This is a genomic window from Ensifer oleiphilus (assembly GCF_013371465.1).
GTDB classification, from domain to species: Bacteria; Pseudomonadota; Alphaproteobacteria; order Rhizobiales; family Rhizobiaceae; genus Ensifer; species Ensifer oleiphilus.
On sequence record NZ_JABWDU010000002.1, the window covers coordinates 771,732 to 788,224 of the forward strand.

Sequence of the window (16,493 nt, forward strand, 5' to 3'; positions counted from 1 at the left end):
TCCCATGAGTTTCCTGACACTGACCAACATCCAGAAATCCTTCGGCCCCGTGCAGGTCGTGCATGGCTTCGACATGGCGATCGAAAAGGGCGAATTCGTCTCTTTCCTTGGGCCCTCGGGCTGCGGCAAGACGACCGTCCTGCGCATGATCGCCGGCTTCGAGACGCCCTCCAGCGGATCGATCGTCATCGACGGCAAGGACCAGGGCACGCTGAAGCCGAATCAGCGCAACATCGGCATGGTGTTCCAGGCCTATGCGTTGTTCCCGAACATGAACGTACACGACAACGTCGCCTTCGGCCTGAAGGTCGCCGGGTCGCCAAAGTCGGAGACCGACACCCGCGTCAAGCAGATGCTGAGCCTGATCAAGCTCGAGCACCTGGCGGATCGTTTCCCCTACCAGCTCTCCGGCGGCCAGCAGCAGCGCGTGGCACTCGCCCGCGCGCTCGCCGTCAAGCCGCAGGTGCTTCTGCTCGACGAGCCGCTATCGGCGCTCGACGCCAAGATCCGCGTGTCGCTGCGCGAGGAAATCCGCCAGATTCAGCAGCAGCTCGGCATCACCACCGTCTTCGTCACCCATGACCAGGAAGAGGCGCTGTCGATCTCGGATCGCATCGTCGTGATGAATGGCGGCCGCGCCGACCAGATCGGCACGCCGTTCGAGATCTACAACACGCCTGCGACACGCTTCGTCGCCTCCTTCGTCGGCACGCTCAACATCATCGAGGCCAAGGTCGCAGACCCCGCCACGGGCGCCGTCGCCATTGGCAACCAGCAGGTTTCGCTGAAGGAGCAGATTGCCGGCATGAAGGGCGGCGACCCGATTTCGCTGGCGCTACGCCCGGAGGCAGGCTCGATCGCCGACAGCGCCAAGGGCGACACCGCGCTGACCGGAGAGGTGGTTTCAACCAGCTTCCTCGGCTCGGTTATCCGCACCAAGCTGCGCATCGGTAGCGACGTCATCTCTTTCGACATGTTCAACGACCCCGGCCTGACGCCGCCCACGTTCGGCGACAACGTCACGCTGCGCTTTGCCGCAAAGGATCTGCTGGTCATCCGAGAGTAACGCCGCGCCTCAGAAGGCCGAGCCCTGCCGGAATCATTTCGCCCGGCAGCGGCCGACCTTGGAAAAATCTGTCGTAATTTCCAGGATTTTCGTCGCGCCACGCGTTTGACCACGCGTGGCCGATCTATATAGTCGGCCCTGTTCTCAGGGCGGGGTGAAACTCCCCACCGGCGGTAGCGATCGCTACAGCGCCGCGCGTCTTACAGACGCGCAAAGGTCGCTGTAGAACTTTAACGTGCTGCATGTTTTGTCCTTAAATCGGTAAGATTTAAGGACACATGCAGGGATCGAAGCCCGCGAGCGCCTTGGAGCTTAAGCTCCAGGGGTCAGCAGATCCGGTCAGATTCCGGAGCCGACGGTTAAAGTCCGGATGGAAGAGAGCAAGCAGGAACGTGGCCCCCAACTCGGGGTTTCGCGCGCATGCATGTTCGCCCGACGGGAAAATTGGAAACGCCAAACCCTGGAAGGCTTGAGACCATGACTATTCTTTCTCACCCCACCGCAAAGATCGCGATCGTTCGTGCCCGCTGGCATGCCGACATCGTCGACCGCTGCGTCGACGCCTTCGTCGCGCAATGGGCGAAGCTCGGCGGCTCGGCAGCAGACGTCGAGATCTTCGACGTGCCGGGCGCACTCGAAATCCCGCTGCACGCACAGAAGCTTGCCAAGACCGGCCGTTATGCGGCGATCCTCGGCACCGCCTTCGTCGTCGACGGCGGCATCTACCGGCATGACTTCGTCGCCGGCACGGTGCTCGACGGCATGATGCGCGTTCAGCTCGACACCGACGTGCCGGTGCTTTCCGCCGTGCTGACCCCGCACAATTTCCAGGAAAGCGCGCCGCTGATCGCCTTCTTCCGCGAACACTTCGTCGCCAAGGGCGAAGAAGCCGCCAACGCCTGCGCCCAGATCCTCGACGCCCGCGCCAAGCTGGCGCTGGTCAACGCCTGATCTGACGACGGTTACACACCGTAGCCGGCTGCCCCTCATCCGGCCTACCGGCCACCTTCTCCCCGCTTGGCGGGGAGAAGGACACGTGTGGGACGCTCAGCGCCCAAACGCCCCCACTTGCAGCAGAAGACACCACCGTCACACAGCAATCGGCGGCCAGTAATTGGTCACGTCCCCTCTCCCCGCCTGCGGGGAGAGGGTTAGGGTGAGGGGCAGCCCCAAGCACAACAGCTGAAGGCCAAACCCGCGCGAAAGAAGCGCCCTCGCCCTTCTTGAATCAACCTCTGAACCGCCTGAATCAGACCGTCAGAACCGGCCGCCAAACCGCTGTTTCGACTCGGCAATTCCCGGCACTCAATGCGCCGGCTCTGCCTCATCCAGGCACCGCTGCAGCGCCGCCATCCGGTGGCGATGGCCGGCCGCCTCAAAACCGACGACGGTGACGAACGGTGCAAACATCACGACAACAAGGCAGATCGCCATGTCGACGCCCGCCATCGCCGCCGCGATCGACGCTGCCAGCACAAGCACCGTTCCGGCAAGCAGCCAGGCATGCAGCGCCTCGCTCTGCCGCAGCAGATAGGCGTACATGCCGTAGACCAGGCCGATATAGGCGCCGACCGGAACCACCACTGTCAGCACCGTTGCCAGCGAGCTGATATGTACCTTGTGCTCGATATAGTAGGCGGCGACATGCAGTCCGGCACCAGTCGCGACGATGGCAGCGAAGATGAACATGTGGCCATAGCCCCAGACGAAGGAGCGCCTGCGGTGCGCATGCAGCACCTCGCCACTCGGCAGCAGAAAATAGATCCACCACATGCCGAAGGTGAGCCCGGTGCCGGCCAGGCAGACGAGTGCCACGTCGAGGGTCCACCCCTCCCCGTCGACGACGGCACTGATCGAGGCGACCGTGCCGACCACACCTTCGCCAAGCGCGATGATCGCCAGAAGCCCGTAGCGTTCGGCGATGTGATGCGCATGCCAGGGCGTGCCGCCATGCCGCGTCTCGGCGATATAGGGCCCGAGCATTTCGATCGCCGTCAGCACTGCGACCATGGCAATCGACACGGCGAGCGAGAAGTCGAAGAAGATCAGCACGATCCAGCCGAGCTGGGCGATGCCGATGGCGATCACATAGGTCATGCAGGCGTCACGCCGCACCGGATCCTGGCGGGTGGCGCGCAGCCACTGGAAAATCATCGCCACGCGCATGACGACATAGCCGAGCACCATCACGCCATTGTCGAGATGCCCCCCGACGTCGATCGAGTGGAACATGGCGGGAAGGCCGATCGCCAGAATCAGCACGCCGACCATCTGCACCATGGTCACGCAGCGGAACACCCAGTCGTCGGTGTCGTAGGCGGACGCAAACCAGGTGAAATTGATCCAGGCCCAGCAGATGGCAAAGATCGCCAGGGTGAAGCCGATCAGCCCCGCCTTGAAATGTCCTTCTGCCATCAGATGCGCAAGCTGCGATGCCGCAAGGCTGAAGGCAATGACGAACGTCAGGTCGAACAACAGCTCGAGCGTCGTCGCGGTGCGGTGGTGTTCCTGCGTGTCGCGTCCGCTCATGCGCGCCAGGCGGTGACGTGCGGCATGGGGCGGTGTCGTTGTGGCGTCGGACATGGGGCGGCATTCCTCGCTGGCGGGACAATATGCAAGCATATTCAAATCTTTGCAGAAGTCTCGTCAAGCGGGGAGTACCGGATCACCCAGCATTGGTTGGAAATGAAAACGCCCGGCATCTCTGCCGGGCGTCTCGCCGCGATGCGCGAGGGAGGATCAACGTGCAACGCGGTAATTCTTGTCGGGGCGATTACTTCGCCGCGTCGAGGCGATCGATCGCGTCGACATTGCCGGCAGACGGGCCGTTGGGGTCGAACTCGGAGGCAAGCCAGGCGTCGACGATCGACTTGGCCAGCTCCGGCCCGATGACCCGCGCGCCCATGGTGATGATCTGGGCGTTGTTCGACTTGGCCGCACGCTCGGCGGAATAGGTGTCGTGGGTCAGCGCGGCGCGGATGCCCGGCACCTTGTTGGCCGAGATGCAGACGCCGATGCCGGTGCCGCAAAACAGGATGCCGCGCTCGTTCTCGCCATCGACGATGGTCTGCGCCAGCTTCTGCGACAGGTCGGCATAGAAGCCGGACTGGCTGAGGTCGCTGACTTCGAGGTCGGCCTTGCCCTTCAGGTGAGGGGCGATGACGTCGAGCAAGGGTTTGCCGGCGCTGTCTGCTCCGATTGCGATCTTCATGATGGTTCCTTTCCGTCGTTGTTGGTTGGCGTGCGGAGGCTCAGATCGCCCCGGAGACACGCTTCAGAATGTCGAGATAGCCGTTGACGTCCCAGGCGGAGCGGCCGATGAACAGGCCGTCGATATGCTTCTGGGCGATCAGTTCCTCACAATTGCCAGGGTTGACGCTGCCGCCGTAAAGCACGGGAACGCGCAGGCCGAGCGCGGCTTCCGCCACATCGGCGATGCGCTTGTGGCGCTCGTCGGCATAATCTGACGTTGCCGGGATGCCATTGACGCCGATCGCCCAGACCGGCTCGTAGGCAAGCAGGATCGTCGCCTTGCGGGCATCGCCTTCCAGCAATTCCAGCGCGCCTTCCACCTGTCGCTTCAACACGGTATCCGCCACGCCCGCCTCGCGCTCGGCAAGCGTCTCGCCGATGCAGATCAGCGGCACGAGGCCATGGCGCACGGCCGCCGCCGTCTTCAGGCCGACGGTCCGGTCGGTCTCGCCGAAATGCTCGCGTCGTTCGCTGTGGCCGAGTTCGACGACGTCGAGGTTACAATCCCGAAGCATCACCGGCGAAACCTCGCCGGTCCAGGCGCCGGCATCGTCCCAGTGCATGTTCTGCGCGCCGACCTTGACGCTGGTCTGAGCCAGCCGGTCCTTGACCTGGCGAACGGCGGTGAACGGCGGAATGACGAAACGCTGGATGCGCTCGTCGCGCGCTCCGTCGGCTGCTGCCAGCCCATCGGCAAAGACCATGGCCTCGACCAGCGTCTTGTTCATCTTCCAGCTTGTGCCCACCCAGAGCTGCGGCTTGTTCATGCTGTCTCCGATACTTTTCGTGTGTCGACCTTGACCAGGCGGATGCCGGCGTCGCTCAGCGCGTCGGCATGCTCGTCCGCCACCTCGGCACCGGTCAGAACCGCGTCGAAGGCGTCGAGCCCGGTCAGGAAATGCAGGGCGGAACGCCCAAACTTGTCGTGATCCACAAGCAGATATTTGCGCGTGGCCGACTTCACCATCAGGCGCTTGGCCTGCACGACCTCCTGGTCCTGGTGGAAGGCGGCCGCTCCCGCGACTGCCGAACTGGAAAGGAAGGCGATATCGACGCGCAGCGAGCGTAGCGCCTCTTCCGTCACGATACCGAAGAAGCCGTTGAACTTCTTGCTGTACTGGCCACCGAGCGCGATGACGTTGATGCCGGGCGCGCCGGACAGGCTGGCGATGACGCCGAGATTGTTGGTGATGACGGTGAGCGGCCGAATGTCCCTGATGCAGGCGGCGATGGCACCTGCCGTCGAGCTGTCGTCGATGAGGATGCTCTGCCCCGGCTCGATCAGACCGACCGCATATTCGGCGATCCGGTTCTTCTCGGCGGCGGCAATCTTCTCGCGATAACGGAAGTCGCTTTCGAACTGCGGGCTCGATTGGATCGAGGCGCCGCCATGGACCTTGCGCAACAGACCGGCCTGCTCGAGGTCGTCGAGGTCGCGATGCACGGTCATCTTGCTGACGCCGAAACGCAGCGAGAGATCCTCGACGGATGCCGTGCCGGCTTCCATCAGAACATCCATGATCGCCTGTCGCCTGTCTTCCGGCTTCATCGCCATCCGCCTCGATCCGATGGCGCAAGGGCGCGTCACCACTTCCTGGAAGATAACATCAGAATGTTATATTTCAATATCAATGATGATACTTTGTGATATTTTAATGTGATATTAATGATCGATTGAAGCCGGTGTCGATATAGGGCTCCCAGAACTCCACGGATTCCCGGATCATCTCGACGACGTTGTGATCCGTCGGCTCCCGCTCGCGGAAGGACAGCTCCAGGCAGATCTCGTTGTCGGTGCCGCCGCCGGCCTTGACCGCGTCGATCAGCTTTTCTGGCGTGATGCGGCCATCCTTGTTGTAGGCGGCGGTGAACGGCCAGTGCCCGCCCTTGTTCATCGACGACTGCTTGATGTGGATGATCGGCGAACGCTCGGGAAAGGCACCCGCCCAAGCGTAGGGGTCGATGTCGGCAGGATTGTCGGATGTAACGTCGCCATGGTCGATATCCACCATCATCTTCATCGGGATCGGCAATCCCGCCTCGGCGAGCCGCCGGTCGAGCGCGCGGCACTCGGCGATCGTGTGGCCGAACTCGCGGCCGACCGACATCGGCTCCCAAAAGACATAGGAGAGACCGGCCGCCTTGCCGTGCTCCGCCACCTCGCGCCAGCAGTCGATGGCGATCTTCATCAGCTCCTCGCGCCGCGCCGGATCGTCAAAATCCTTCAGCGTGAAGATCGCGAACTGCGTGCCCATGCCGGAGGCGCCAAGCTCGGCGGAGATATCGGCAAACGTCTTGAACCAGTCGACATAGTAGCGCCGCACGTCCGGATCCGGGTGGCCGAAATGATTGAGCCTGCCATAGGGCCCGGTCATGCCCGAGGTGATCTTCACGCCGGTGCGGCCAAGCGCTGCCTTGAACTGGCGGATGGTCTTGGAGATCGTCGCCGCCGGCCAGCCCGGATTGACGAACTCGTGCGTCAGCTGCACGTGGCCGATGCGGATCTCTTCGCCGATGGTCTCGATCAGGTCGTCGGGCTCGGCAAAGCGGTTGACCAGCGGATTTGTGTTGAGCGACAGCGTGAAAGCCAAGGCCTTGCTCCTGACTACCAGAGAAATTTCGGGAGGATGAAATCGGGAGTAGTGCCATGCTCGGCAAAGAGCATTTGCCGCTCCGCGTCGGAGGCATGCTCCAGTATCCCGGTGGTCACCAGCACGGAGCCGAGGCCCGCACCCGCCGCCCCGGCGATATCGTGCTCGATGCTGTCGCCGATGGCGCAGACGCGCGACGGGTCGGGATGATCGAGATAGTCGAGCGCGAAGTCGTAGATGTCGGTGAAGGGCTTGCCGATCCAGCGGACCTTGCCGCCGATGTCCTCGTAAAGCTCGGCGATCCGCCCGGCGCCGAAGGCCGTTCCGGTCTTCGTCAACATGACCTTGTCGGGGTTGGTGCAGAGGCACGGCACGCCGCGCCGCGCCGCCGGCGCCAGCAACGCCTCGTAGTGCGACAGCGGCAGGACATCGCCTTCGCTTGCTGCCAGCAGCACAAAGTCCGCCTCTTCACCCCATTGGGTGCGCTCAAGATCGAGCCCTTTCAGCGCCGAGAGGTCGTCGTCACGGCTGACCAAAAGGCACTTGCGGGGCAGCCCGCTTGCCTGCCTGCCCTCGCGCTTCAGGATCTGCCAGGCAACCTCCCCCGACGTCAGGAACCAGTCCCAACTGCCGGCAACGAATCCGAGATCGACCAGGCGGCGATCGTTTTCCGCCGAGCGCTTGCCGGAGTTGGAGAGAATGATGATGCGCTTGCCCTGATCTTTCAGCCGCACCAGCGTCTCGGCGGCGCCGGGATAGGGTCCGCGACCATCGCGCAGCACGCCGAACTGGTCGATCAGGAAGGCGTCGTAGCGATCGGCTATATCGGCGAGACCGGCGATGTCGGTTGTCATAATACACCTGCCTGTCTTGCACCCATGAGCGCCAGCCGCGCCGTGCCGGCTGCGGCCTCTTCGGAGCGCACCGTCAGGAACGGCACGCAGAGCTTGCGCGCGCGGATCGCCGACCACACGGCGTTTCTGGCGCCACCACCAACGCTGCGGATGGAGCCAAGCTTCGGCCCGCCAAGCGCCGTCAGCCTGTCATAGGCAAGGCTTTCGACGCCGGCGATGCCCTCGAAGATCGCCTTCAGAAACACGGCATCATCCTCAGGCCGCGGTGTCATACGCGGCTCGAAATTCGGATCAGCGATGGGAAAACGCTCGCCCGGTTTGGTCAACGGATAATAGTCGAGTCCGGTATCGCTGGCCGGATCGATGCGGACCGATAGCGCGTCGATTTGCTCGCTGGAGAAATGGGCGGCGAGAACGACGCCACCCGTGTTCGACGCTCCGCCGGCCAGCCACATATCGCCGATGCGATGGCTGTAGAGCCCGTATTCCGGCGCAAACAGCGGTCGGTCGGAAAGCACCTTCACTGTCAAGGTCGTGCCAAGCGCGGTCACACCATCGCCCGGGCGATCTGCACCGGTCGCCAGGAACGAAGCGCAGCCATCGGTAGTGCCGGCAATGACGACCACCTCGCGCGAAAGCCCGAAGGCCTCCGCAGCAGCCGGCGAGATCGTCGCGACTGGCTCGCCGGCCGGCAGCACCTCCGGCAACAGCCCGGTGCGCGCCCCGGTCTTTTCGATCCAATCGGGCCAGCATCGCGCAATCGGATCGTAACCGGTCTTCAAGGCATTGTTCTCGTCGGACACATCGTAAAGCCCGGTAAAATGCCCGGCCAGCCAATCGGCCTGGTGGATGACGCGGAAGGCACCCGGCACCGATTGGAATGTCAGCATCTTGGCAAGCCCGGAGGTCGCGCCATGGGCGGCACTTTCCTTCGGCGCATGGGCGGCAATCGCCGCAAGGATTGCATCGTCGACAACCGGATCGTTGTACATCATCGGGCGAGCAAGCGGCGCACCGTCGGCGGCCACCGGCAGCATCGTTCCCGAGGTGCCGTCGATGCTGATCGCCCGGATCACACCGCGATCGACCGCGGCGAGCACGTCGCCAAGTGCAGCCTGCACCGCCTTCCACCAACCGATAGGATCGCGGTGATCGTCCGAGAAGGCAGAAAGCCTGGCGGCGCCAGAGGCGGCAATCGCGCCATCGGATGCCATCGCGACGGCGCGCGCACCCGAGGTGCCGATATCGATACCGACCACGAGAGCGTCGTTTCTTGCGTTCATTGCAGCGCCTGCCCTGCCCGGTTGAGTTTCTGGCGATATTTCTCCGCGTCCCAACCGAGCAGCTCCGCATTTTCGGCGGCGCTCAGGTAGCGCAGCCGCCCGCTCGCCGGGATGCGGGCCGTAACGTCGGCAAGGCAGCGGGCCATGGCGAGCGCACCGGCGGAAATGCCCTTCTCGACCAGCACGCCCTTTCCGGGAAAGAGCAGAAGCGGCGGCAGGCTTTCGCCCCGCTCTCTCCGGGTGGTCTCGATCGAAGCGGCCGTCTCGCCCGGTGCCGCGATGACGGACCCCTTGCCGAGGAAGATGACATGGTCGGGATAGAGGCTGCCGCCGGCCGCCATCCGGCAGCTTTCCAGATCGGTTGCAACCGCATGCAGCCTGATATCGTCGGGCAGGCAATAGCCACTGTCGACCGCAAGCCGCGACAACGCCGCAAGATCGGCTGATGGCGCCGACCGTCGCTGCGTCGTCAACCGGCGGGAGACATCGGTCAGGAGGATCGCCGCATCGGCGACCGTCTCGGCGGCAACGGCAAGGCCGTGATTGCCGAGGATCAGCACGGAGGTCTTCTCCTGCATTCGCTCGGCAATCGCTCGGGCTAGCGGCAGGCCGGGGCGCGCGTAGGGCACGAAGACATGCGGGATGCCGGCGAGACGCTCGGCGGCAATGGCGGCACCGTTTGTCTGGACCGCTGTCGCGATGGTTTCAACGCAATGAACGTGGATCACCACCTTCTGCGGCATCAGCGCATGCACTGTCGTCTCGATCGACGGCCGGAGGCCGGACGGGTTCATCTCTGATATGACGTAGTCCTGCGCCTTCTCGGTAGCAGGATCGTTACGCTCCAGCGCGTCGAGCAACGGGTCGAGCGCCACCGGCACCATGACGTCGCGCTGCCGGGCATGCGCAAGCCAGAGGCCGGAGGCCTTGATCCAGAGCGTGCCGAGTTCCTTGATCGACGTGTTGCCGCCCGCCCCCTGCACCAGCAGCGGATCGGCGCCGACACGCGCCGAGATATCCAGCAAGGCCTCGAATTCCAGACTGCGCATTCCCACTCTCCCTCAGGCCGCCACTTGCTGGCGTTCCAGCCAGCCGGTGAAAGCCTGCCGTTCGGCCGGCGTCATGTGCAGGCCATGTTTCGTCCGACGCTCCAGGAGATCGTCCGCGGTCATGGCCCATTCGTTCTCCATCAGGAAGCGCGCCTCGCGCTCGCGAAACAGCGGACTGAAGACGGCGCCGAGGTCGTCGAGCGACGTGGCATTGCCGATCAGATCATGCGTACGCGTACCGTAGAGCCGCGCATAGTGCTTGGCGAGATCCGCCGTCAGCCAGCGATAGCGGGCCCTCAGATCCCCAAGGAATTGCTCGAAATCGGCATTGGCCATGTCGCCGCCGGGCAGATGTGCTTTTGCCGTCCAGGCCGCACCCATCTGAGGGAAGAACGGCTTCAGCCGCTCCAGCGCATGCTCGGACAGTTTGCGAAACGTCGTGATCTTGCCGCCGAAGACTGAGAGCAGCGGCGCCTGCCCATTGGCGGCATCGACCTCGAAGATATAGTCGCGCGTCACCGCCGAGGGGTTCTCGGCATTGTCGTCATAGAGCGGGCGCACGCCCGAGAAGGAATGCACGATATCGTCCTCGGTCAGCTGCTGCTTGAAATAGCGGTTCACCGATTTCAAGAGATAGGCGATCTCGTTGCTATCGGCAGATACATCCTCGGGACGTCCCTCGTAGGGAATGTCGGTCGTGCCGATCAGCGCCAGATCGTTCTGGTAGGGATTGATGAAGATCACCCGCTTGTCCGGGTTCTGCACCAGGTAGGCCTGCCGCCCCTCCCAGAATTTCGGCACGACGATATGGCTGCCCTTGACCAGCCGCACGCTGCGGCTGGAGTTGAGCCCGGCGACCCTGCCAATGATGTCGTTGACCCATGGCCCGGCCGTGTTGACGACCGAGCGCGCCCTGACCTCGGACCTCACGCCGGTGCGCAGGTCCGTCATCTCCACGTGCCAGAGGCCGTCGATCCGGCGAATGGCGCTGCAGGCCGTCCGGGTCAGCACCCGCGCGCCCTTCTTCTGCGCATCGAGCGCGTTGAGCACGACGAGCCGGGCGTCATCCACCCAACAGTCGGAATATTCGAAGGCCTTGCGATAGTCCCGCTTGATCGGCGCGCCCTCGGGCGCAGTCCTGAGATCAAGGCTGCGCGTGCCCGGCAGGCGCTTGCGGCCGCCAAGATGATCGTAGAGGAAGAGCCCGAGTCGCACGAGCCAGGCGGGCCTGTCGGCCGGATTGTGCGGCAGCACGAAACGCATCGGCCAGATGATGTGCGGGGCGGACGAGAGCAGCACCTCGCGCTCGATCAGCGCCTCGCGCACCAGCCGGAACTCGTAATATTCGAGATAGCGCAAGCCGCCATGCACCAGCTTGCCCGAGCGCGAGCTCGTGCCCTGCGCCAGATCGTCCTTCTCGCACAAAAGCACCGAGAGCCCCCGCCCGGCGGCATCGCGCGCAATACCGGCACCGTTGACGCCGCCGCCGACCACGAAAAGATCATATAGTCCGGTCTCGGAACCCACGGTCTTGCCTCCCGTCATCAGCACGGATTGACCGGCGGCAGGCCGGCAATGTAGCGGCGCACCTCTTCGGCAGCCATCTCGGCGGCAAACGTAACGGTGCGTACCGACGCGCCGGCGATGTGCGGCGTCAGCGTCACGTTCTGAAGCTGCAGCAGCGGCCAGTCCTCCGGCACCGGCTCCACCGAAAAGGTCTCGAGCATTGCCGCCGACAGGTGGCCGCTCACCAGGTTTTCGTAGAGCGCGTCATAGTCGCAAAGCGGCCCGCGCGCCGTGTTGACGAAGATGGCTCCGGGTTTCATCTTCGCGAAGGTCTCGGCATTCATCATGTTGCGCGTTTCCTCGGTGACGCGCGGATGCAGCGTCACGACGTCGGAGCGCGACAGGAGTCTGTCGAGCGACACCTGCTCAACGCCGGCGTTGAGGTCGTCGGCGGAAAGCTGCACATAGGGGTCGTGCACCAGCACCTTCGTGCCGAAGGCCCTGAGCAGCCGGACGACCTTGGTGCCGATATTGCCATAGCCGATGACGCCGACGGTCAATTCCGAGAGTTCGCGGCCGGTGCGGTCTGCGCGGTAGAGATCGCCGCGCCACTCGCCCTTGCGCAGCGCCTCGTGGCCGGTGCGGATCAGCCGCGTCTCGGCGAGGATCGCGCCGAGCGTAAATTCGGCAACGGCGCTGGCATTGCGGCCGGGCGTGTTGACGACGCTGATACCGGCGTCGCGCGCAGCCGCCATATCGATATTGACAGGCCCGCCGCGCGAGACGGCGACGAGCTTCAGCCCGGGAAGCGCGGTCAGCATGCCGCGCGACAAGGGCGCGAGCTGCGTCACCAGGATTTCGGCGTCGCCGATGAACTCGATGATATCGTCGGCCTTGCCCAGATACTCCTTCAGGCCGTCCATGCCTTCGACGGCATAACCGTGCTCCATCGGCACATCCGGCCAGGGCAGTTCGAGAGTGCGGATGTCGTGGCCGTCGCCGCTTGCTTCGACGATCTTGTCGCGAAACACGTCCGGCAGCATGAACCGGTCGCCGATGATGGCTATCTTCTTCATTTCAGTTTTTCCTGTTGTGGTCCCGAGGCAGCCCCTTCCGAAAGGGCGTGCCACACGGGGCGAAGCGCAATGCGCGACTGCTGGTAGGAGGGGAAAAGGCCGTCGTAACGGCGCGCCAGCGCCTCGTCGGCCGGCTCGGCGGCACGCTGGTGCGGCGACACCCAGTCACGCACGCAGTCGGCCATCGAGGGATAGATGCCGAGTGACACGGCGGCGATCATGGCAGCACCCGCCGCCCCCGCCTCCTCGCGTTCGCTGGTCTGGACGCTGGCGCCGAGAGCACCACCGAGAATGCGCCGAAGCGAGGCGCTGCGTGCAGCCCCGCCGGTCAGCCGAATCCGGCCGGGAAGCGGCCCCATCTCGGCGTAGCAATCGCGCGCGGCCATGGCGAGCCCGTCGAACACCGCCTTCACCATGTCGCCGAAACCATGGGTGATCGAAAGCCCGACGAAGGAGGCGCGCGCCGAAGCGTCGACGAAGGGCCCGCGCTCGCCGGCTTCCGAGATATAGGGCTGGAACATGAGCGAGCTATCCTTGGCCTCAGCCAGCCAGCCGTCGACGTGGGACAGAAGCTCAGCCTTGGTCTTCTCGACGCCCATGCCCTTCAGGAGCCCGCCCGCGACCGAGAGGATCCAGTCGATGTTCAGCGTTGCCGCCATGTTCGACTGCATCTGCGCGTAGGTGTCGGCAATCGGCATGCACATGGTGTAGCCGGTGAGATCGCGGTTGAGCCGCACGTCGTCGGCGCTGGTCGCAAGCCGCATGTGCATGCCTGTCGAGCCGATGATCGAGCAGCCGGTGTCGGTGCCGGGATCGTAGAGCCCGGCGCCAAGGGCCGTGCACACCACGTCGACATAGCCGAGCACCACCGGTGTGCCCGTGGGAAGGCCGGTGGCAGCAGCCGCATCCGTCGAGAGCAGATGATGCGATATCGCCCCGTCGACGATCTCCGGCAGGAAATGCTTGAGCTTTTGCAGGCCGAGAAAACGGATGACGTCGTCGTTGTAGCTGCGGGTGCGGAAGTTGCCGAAGGTGAAATTGGCTTCGGACGGATCCGTCGCACGCACCTGCGTCAACTTGAAATAGAGCCAGTCCTTGCAGTGGAACGTGGTCGCGACACCCGACAGCATTTCCGGCGCGTTGTCGCTCATCCAGCGCAGTTGCGCGCCCTGCTGGCAGGCGGCAAGGCCGGAGCCTGTGCTGGCAAAGCGCTCGACATCGCCGCTGTCGCCGCGCAGGCGCTCGACCGTATCGCCGGCGCGCGCGTCGAGCCAGAGCCAGCCCTTGCCGATCGGCTCACCCGCCTTGTCGATCATCCAGGTGCCATCGCCCTGGCCGGTCACCGCAATGGCGGCAACGCGGCCCGGGAGGTTCTCGATCTTGGCCGACAGCTCCTTCAGGGTGGTGACCGTATCGGCCCAGGTGCGGTTGAGATCCTGGACGCTTCCGGTCCTGCCGACGGCTTCATAGGAATTCGACACCGCGGCCATGGCAAGCTGCCGCCCGCCAAGGTCGAAGGCCACCGACTTGATGACCGACGTTCCCGCATCGATGCCGATGAGGATATCGCGCATCAGGCGAGCTCCACGCCATGGCTGATCGCCTTGCCGCTGTCACCGTCGAAAACGTGCAGGCTCGACGGGTCGAGCCGGATGCCGATCGGCTGGCCGACGGCAAGCTCGGTGCGGTCGTGCTCGACCAGCACCATGGTACCGCCGGCAAAGTCGGCAGCGATATGGGTCTGGTCGCCCAGCCACTGGTTGACCGCCACCCGGCCGGAAACCCCGTCGGCGCTGCGGCGCACCGCGTATGGCCTTATCCCGAGCACCACCTTCTGCCGTTTCATCAGCGCGTCACGCACCGCATGGGAGAAATCCGATGCCGCATAGTCGAGCCTGACGCCATCCTTGAGGCCGAACGAGACCTTGTTCTCGGAACCGGCGATGCTTGCCTCGAACACGTTCATCGGCGGCTCGCCGACAAAGGTGCCGGTGAAGAGGTTGGCCGGGCGCTCCTTGATCTTCTGCGGCGTGTCGAACTGCTGCAGCACCCCGCCCTCCATGACGGCGATGCGGTCGGCAAGCGCGTTCGCCTCCGTCTGGTCGTGGGTGACGAGGATCGCCGTCAGCCCGCGCTCCTTGATGTAGTGCTTGATGCGGCCGCGCAGCACGGCGCGCAGCTGCGGCTCGAGCTGGCCCATCGGCTCGTCAAGCAGGTGCAGGCTGGCGTCGCGGATCAGGGCTCGGCCGAGCGAGGCGCGCTGCTGCTGGCCGCCGGAAATCGAGCTCGGATAGCGTCCGAGAATGTCTTCGATTTCCAAGAGCTTGGCGATACCGGCCACCTTGTCGTCGACGACACTCTGCGACAGCTTCGACGCCTTGAGCGCAAAGGCGATGTTCTCGCGCACAGTCAGCGGCGGGTAGAGCGAATAGCCCTCGAAAGCCATGGCAACGTTGCGGCGCACCGGCGCGAGGGTCTGCACCTCGCGTCCGCCCAGCGAGATCGTGCCGCGCGACACCGCCTCGAAGCCGGCGATCATGCGCAATGTCGAGGTCTTGCCGCAACCGGACGAGCCGAGAAGCGCGATGATCTCGCCCTTTCCGACATCCATGTTGAGCTTCTTGACGGCGTGCACGCCGTAATCGACGGGGCCATAGAACTTGTCGACGTCCCGGATCAAAAGAGCGGTGTCGTTCATGCCGCTTCTCCATTGCGCTTGGATTCTCTGTCGACGCGCGGCAGAAGCCGGCCGCTCGCCTTGTCGAAGAGGAAGGCCTGGGCGCCGTTGACGGCGATATGGGCAGGCCCTGCCACCGGCCCCGGCGTTCCGGCCGGGCGCGAAACCAGGATTTCCCGGCCGCGCGCGGTCATCGCCAAAGTCACGGTCTTTTCGTTGAGAGGCGTTTCCGCCTCGACCGTCACGGGAATGGCACCCGGCGCCGATGCGTCGACAAAGACGATGGTTTCCGGGCGAAGACCGAGAACACACGACTTGCCGGAGACATCGCCGTCATAGTCGGCAAGCCGCACCCGGACATTGGAAAGCTCGACGAAGACGCCCTCACCGCCCTTTTGCGGCGTCACGTCGAGAAGATTGATCGTCGGATCGCCGAAGAGACGGGCAATCTCGATATCGGCGGGCGCGTTGTAGATCTGCTGCGGCGTGCCGATCTGGCGGATGCGGCCCTGCGACATCACGGCGATCCGGTCGCCGAGCGCCATGGCCTCCTTGTAGTCCTGGGTGACGTAGACGACGGTTGCGCCTTGCGCGGCCAACAGGCGCGGCAGTTCCAGCCGCATCTCGAAGCGCAGCTTGGCGTCGACATTGCGCAACGGGTCGTCAAGAAGCAGCAGCGGCGGCGAGCCGACGAGCGCGCGGGCAAGGGCCGTGCGCTGCTTCTGGCCGTTGGAGAGCGCCTTGGGGTGATGGCTCAGCACATGGTCGATCTTCAGGAGCTTGGCGACCTTCTGCACGCCCGCCGCAATCGCATCCTTCGACGACCGCGTCGCCGTCAGCGGGCTCGCGATATTGTCGAAGGCGCTCATATGCGGGAAGAGCGCGAAGTTCTGGAAGGCCATGCCGACACCGCGATGTTCGGCATCGACATCGGTCATGTCCTCGCCGCCGATTAGCACCCTGCCCTCGTCCGGCTCGATGACGCCGGCGACGAGGCGCAGAAGCACCGTCTTGCCGGAACCGGACGGACCGAAGAGCACCAGGCGTTCGCCATCGGCGACGTCGAGCGACAGGTCGTCGAGAACCGTGTGGCTCTTGTAGCGCTTGACGATGTTTTTCAAGTGAAGCGTCGTCATGTC

Annotated in this window: 15 protein-coding genes and 1 riboswitch; of the genes, 2 read left to right on the top strand and 13 right to left on the bottom strand. The window is 64.4% G+C overall.

Going from position 1 to position 16,493, the window contains the following annotated elements; all coding sequences use genetic code 11:
* The first annotated feature begins 4 nt into the window (after positions 1 to 4).
* Entirely contained in the window at positions 5 to 1,066 is a 1,062-nt protein-coding gene (locus tag HT585_RS10445) for an ABC transporter ATP-binding protein (RefSeq protein ID WP_176352828.1), read from the top strand.
* 136 nt (positions 1,067 to 1,202) lie between these two features.
* A riboswitch (FMN riboswitch) is annotated at positions 1,203 to 1,452 on the top strand.
* Positions 1,453 to 1,543: 91 nt separating this feature from the next.
* Positions 1,544 to 2,017 carry a 6,7-dimethyl-8-ribityllumazine synthase gene (locus HT585_RS10450; protein ID WP_176352829.1) on the top strand — a complete coding sequence of 158 codons (474 nt, stop codon included), beginning with the start codon at positions 1,544 to 1,546 and terminating at the stop codon, positions 2,015 to 2,017.
* A 354-nt stretch (positions 2,018 to 2,371) separates the two neighbouring features.
* Here the strand turns inward: HT585_RS10450 and HT585_RS10455 are convergent, their stop codons facing one another.
* The 13 genes from HT585_RS10455 to HT585_RS10515 all read right to left on the bottom strand — a co-directional run bounded on the left by HT585_RS10455 (position 2,372) and on the right by HT585_RS10515 (position 16,490).
* Positions 2,372 to 3,649 carry a low temperature requirement protein A gene (locus HT585_RS10455; protein ID WP_176352830.1) on the bottom strand — a complete coding sequence of 426 codons (1,278 nt, stop codon included), beginning with the start codon at positions 3,647 to 3,649 and terminating at the stop codon, positions 2,372 to 2,374.
* A 190-nt stretch (positions 3,650 to 3,839) separates the two neighbouring features.
* The gene (gene derI, locus HT585_RS10460; RefSeq protein WP_176352831.1) at positions 3,840 to 4,277 is read right to left on the bottom strand and encodes a D-erythrulose-4-phosphate isomerase; all 438 of its coding nucleotides are present in this window, start codon (positions 4,275 to 4,277) and stop codon (positions 3,840 to 3,842) included.
* Between the two features lie 40 nt (positions 4,278 to 4,317).
* Positions 4,318 to 5,085, bottom strand: coding sequence for a triose-phosphate isomerase (locus HT585_RS10465; RefSeq protein ID WP_176352832.1), 768 nt, complete (start codon positions 5,083 to 5,085; stop codon positions 4,318 to 4,320).
* Entirely contained in the window at positions 5,082 to 5,867 is a 786-nt protein-coding gene (locus tag HT585_RS10470) for a DeoR/GlpR family DNA-binding transcription regulator (protein WP_176353268.1), read from the bottom strand. Before HT585_RS10470 ends, HT585_RS10465 begins: the two co-directional genes overlap by 4 nt.
* A 103-nt stretch (positions 5,868 to 5,970) precedes the next feature.
* Positions 5,971 to 6,909: a sugar phosphate isomerase/epimerase family protein gene (locus tag HT585_RS10475; RefSeq protein WP_176352833.1), complete on the bottom strand. Its 939-nt coding sequence runs from the start codon at positions 6,907 to 6,909 to the stop codon at positions 5,971 to 5,973.
* Between the two features lie 14 nt (positions 6,910 to 6,923).
* Positions 6,924 to 7,763: a TIGR01459 family HAD-type hydrolase gene (locus HT585_RS10480; protein ID WP_176352834.1), complete on the bottom strand. Its 840-nt coding sequence runs from the start codon at positions 7,761 to 7,763 to the stop codon at positions 6,924 to 6,926.
* Positions 7,760 to 9,046: an FGGY-family carbohydrate kinase gene (locus HT585_RS10485; RefSeq protein ID WP_176352835.1), complete on the bottom strand. Its 1,287-nt coding sequence runs from the start codon at positions 9,044 to 9,046 to the stop codon at positions 7,760 to 7,762. The genes HT585_RS10480 and HT585_RS10485 overlap by 4 nt, the downstream gene beginning before the upstream one ends.
* Positions 9,043 to 10,095, bottom strand: coding sequence for a class II aldolase/adducin family protein (locus HT585_RS10490; protein WP_176352836.1), 1,053 nt, complete (start codon positions 10,093 to 10,095; stop codon positions 9,043 to 9,045). The genes HT585_RS10485 and HT585_RS10490 overlap by 4 nt, the downstream gene beginning before the upstream one ends.
* 12 nt (positions 10,096 to 10,107) lie before the next feature.
* A complete protein-coding gene (locus HT585_RS10495) occupies positions 10,108 to 11,640 on the bottom strand; it encodes a glycerol-3-phosphate dehydrogenase (protein ID WP_176353269.1) in 1,533 nt (510 codons plus the stop codon).
* Positions 11,640 to 12,677: a 2-hydroxyacid dehydrogenase gene (locus HT585_RS10500; protein WP_176352837.1), complete on the bottom strand. Its 1,038-nt coding sequence runs from the start codon at positions 12,675 to 12,677 to the stop codon at positions 11,640 to 11,642. Before HT585_RS10500 ends, HT585_RS10495 begins: the two co-directional genes overlap by 1 nt.
* Positions 12,674 to 14,251 carry an FGGY-family carbohydrate kinase gene (locus HT585_RS10505; protein WP_176352838.1) on the bottom strand — a complete coding sequence of 526 codons (1,578 nt, stop codon included), beginning with the start codon at positions 14,249 to 14,251 and terminating at the stop codon, positions 12,674 to 12,676. The genes HT585_RS10500 and HT585_RS10505 overlap by 4 nt, the downstream gene beginning before the upstream one ends.
* Positions 14,251 to 15,375, bottom strand: a complete 1,125-nt coding sequence (locus HT585_RS10510; protein ID WP_176352839.1) for an ABC transporter ATP-binding protein — start codon at positions 15,373 to 15,375, stop codon at positions 14,251 to 14,253. Before HT585_RS10510 ends, HT585_RS10505 begins: the two co-directional genes overlap by 1 nt.
* Complete coding sequence (locus HT585_RS10515) at positions 15,372 to 16,490, bottom strand: ABC transporter ATP-binding protein (RefSeq protein WP_176352840.1); 1,119 nt, start codon at positions 16,488 to 16,490, stop codon at positions 15,372 to 15,374. The genes HT585_RS10510 and HT585_RS10515 overlap by 4 nt, the downstream gene beginning before the upstream one ends.
* Between the last annotated feature and the right edge of the window lie 3 nt (positions 16,491 to 16,493).

Bases quoted from the DNA above. Each gene is read 5' to 3' on its own strand.
- HT585_RS10445 (WP_176352828.1), top strand. From the start codon at position 5: ATGAGTTTCCTGACACTGACCAACATCCAGAAATCCTTCGGCCCCGTG.
- HT585_RS10450 (WP_176352829.1), top strand. From the start codon at position 1,544: ATGACTATTCTTTCTCACCCCACCGCAAAGATCGCGATCGTTCGTGCC.
- HT585_RS10455 (WP_176352830.1), bottom strand. From the start codon at position 3,649: ATGTCCGACGCCACAACGACACCGCCCCATGCCGCACGTCACCGCCTG.
- derI (WP_176352831.1), bottom strand. From the start codon at position 4,277: ATGAAGATCGCAATCGGAGCAGACAGCGCCGGCAAACCCTTGCTCGAC.
- HT585_RS10465 (WP_176352832.1), bottom strand. From the start codon at position 5,085: ATGAACAAGCCGCAGCTCTGGGTGGGCACAAGCTGGAAGATGAACAAG.
- HT585_RS10470 (WP_176353268.1), bottom strand. From the start codon at position 5,867: ATGAAGCCGGAAGACAGGCGACAGGCGATCATGGATGTTCTGATGGAA.
- HT585_RS10480 (WP_176352834.1), bottom strand. From the start codon at position 7,763: ATGACAACCGACATCGCCGGTCTCGCCGATATAGCCGATCGCTACGAC.
- HT585_RS10485 (WP_176352835.1), bottom strand. From the start codon at position 9,046: ATGAACGCAAGAAACGACGCTCTCGTGGTCGGTATCGATATCGGCACC.
- HT585_RS10490 (WP_176352836.1), bottom strand. From the start codon at position 10,095: ATGCGCAGTCTGGAATTCGAGGCCTTGCTGGATATCTCGGCGCGTGTC.
- HT585_RS10495 (WP_176353269.1), bottom strand. From the start codon at position 11,640: ATGACGGGAGGCAAGACCGTGGGTTCCGAGACCGGACTATATGATCTT.
- HT585_RS10500 (WP_176352837.1), bottom strand. From the start codon at position 12,677: ATGAAGAAGATAGCCATCATCGGCGACCGGTTCATGCTGCCGGACGTG.
- HT585_RS10505 (WP_176352838.1), bottom strand. From the start codon at position 14,251: ATGCGCGATATCCTCATCGGCATCGATGCGGGAACGTCGGTCATCAAG.
- HT585_RS10510 (WP_176352839.1), bottom strand. From the start codon at position 15,375: ATGAACGACACCGCTCTTTTGATCCGGGACGTCGACAAGTTCTATGGC.
- HT585_RS10515 (WP_176352840.1), bottom strand. From the start codon at position 16,490: ATGACGACGCTTCACTTGAAAAACATCGTCAAGCGCTACAAGAGCCAC.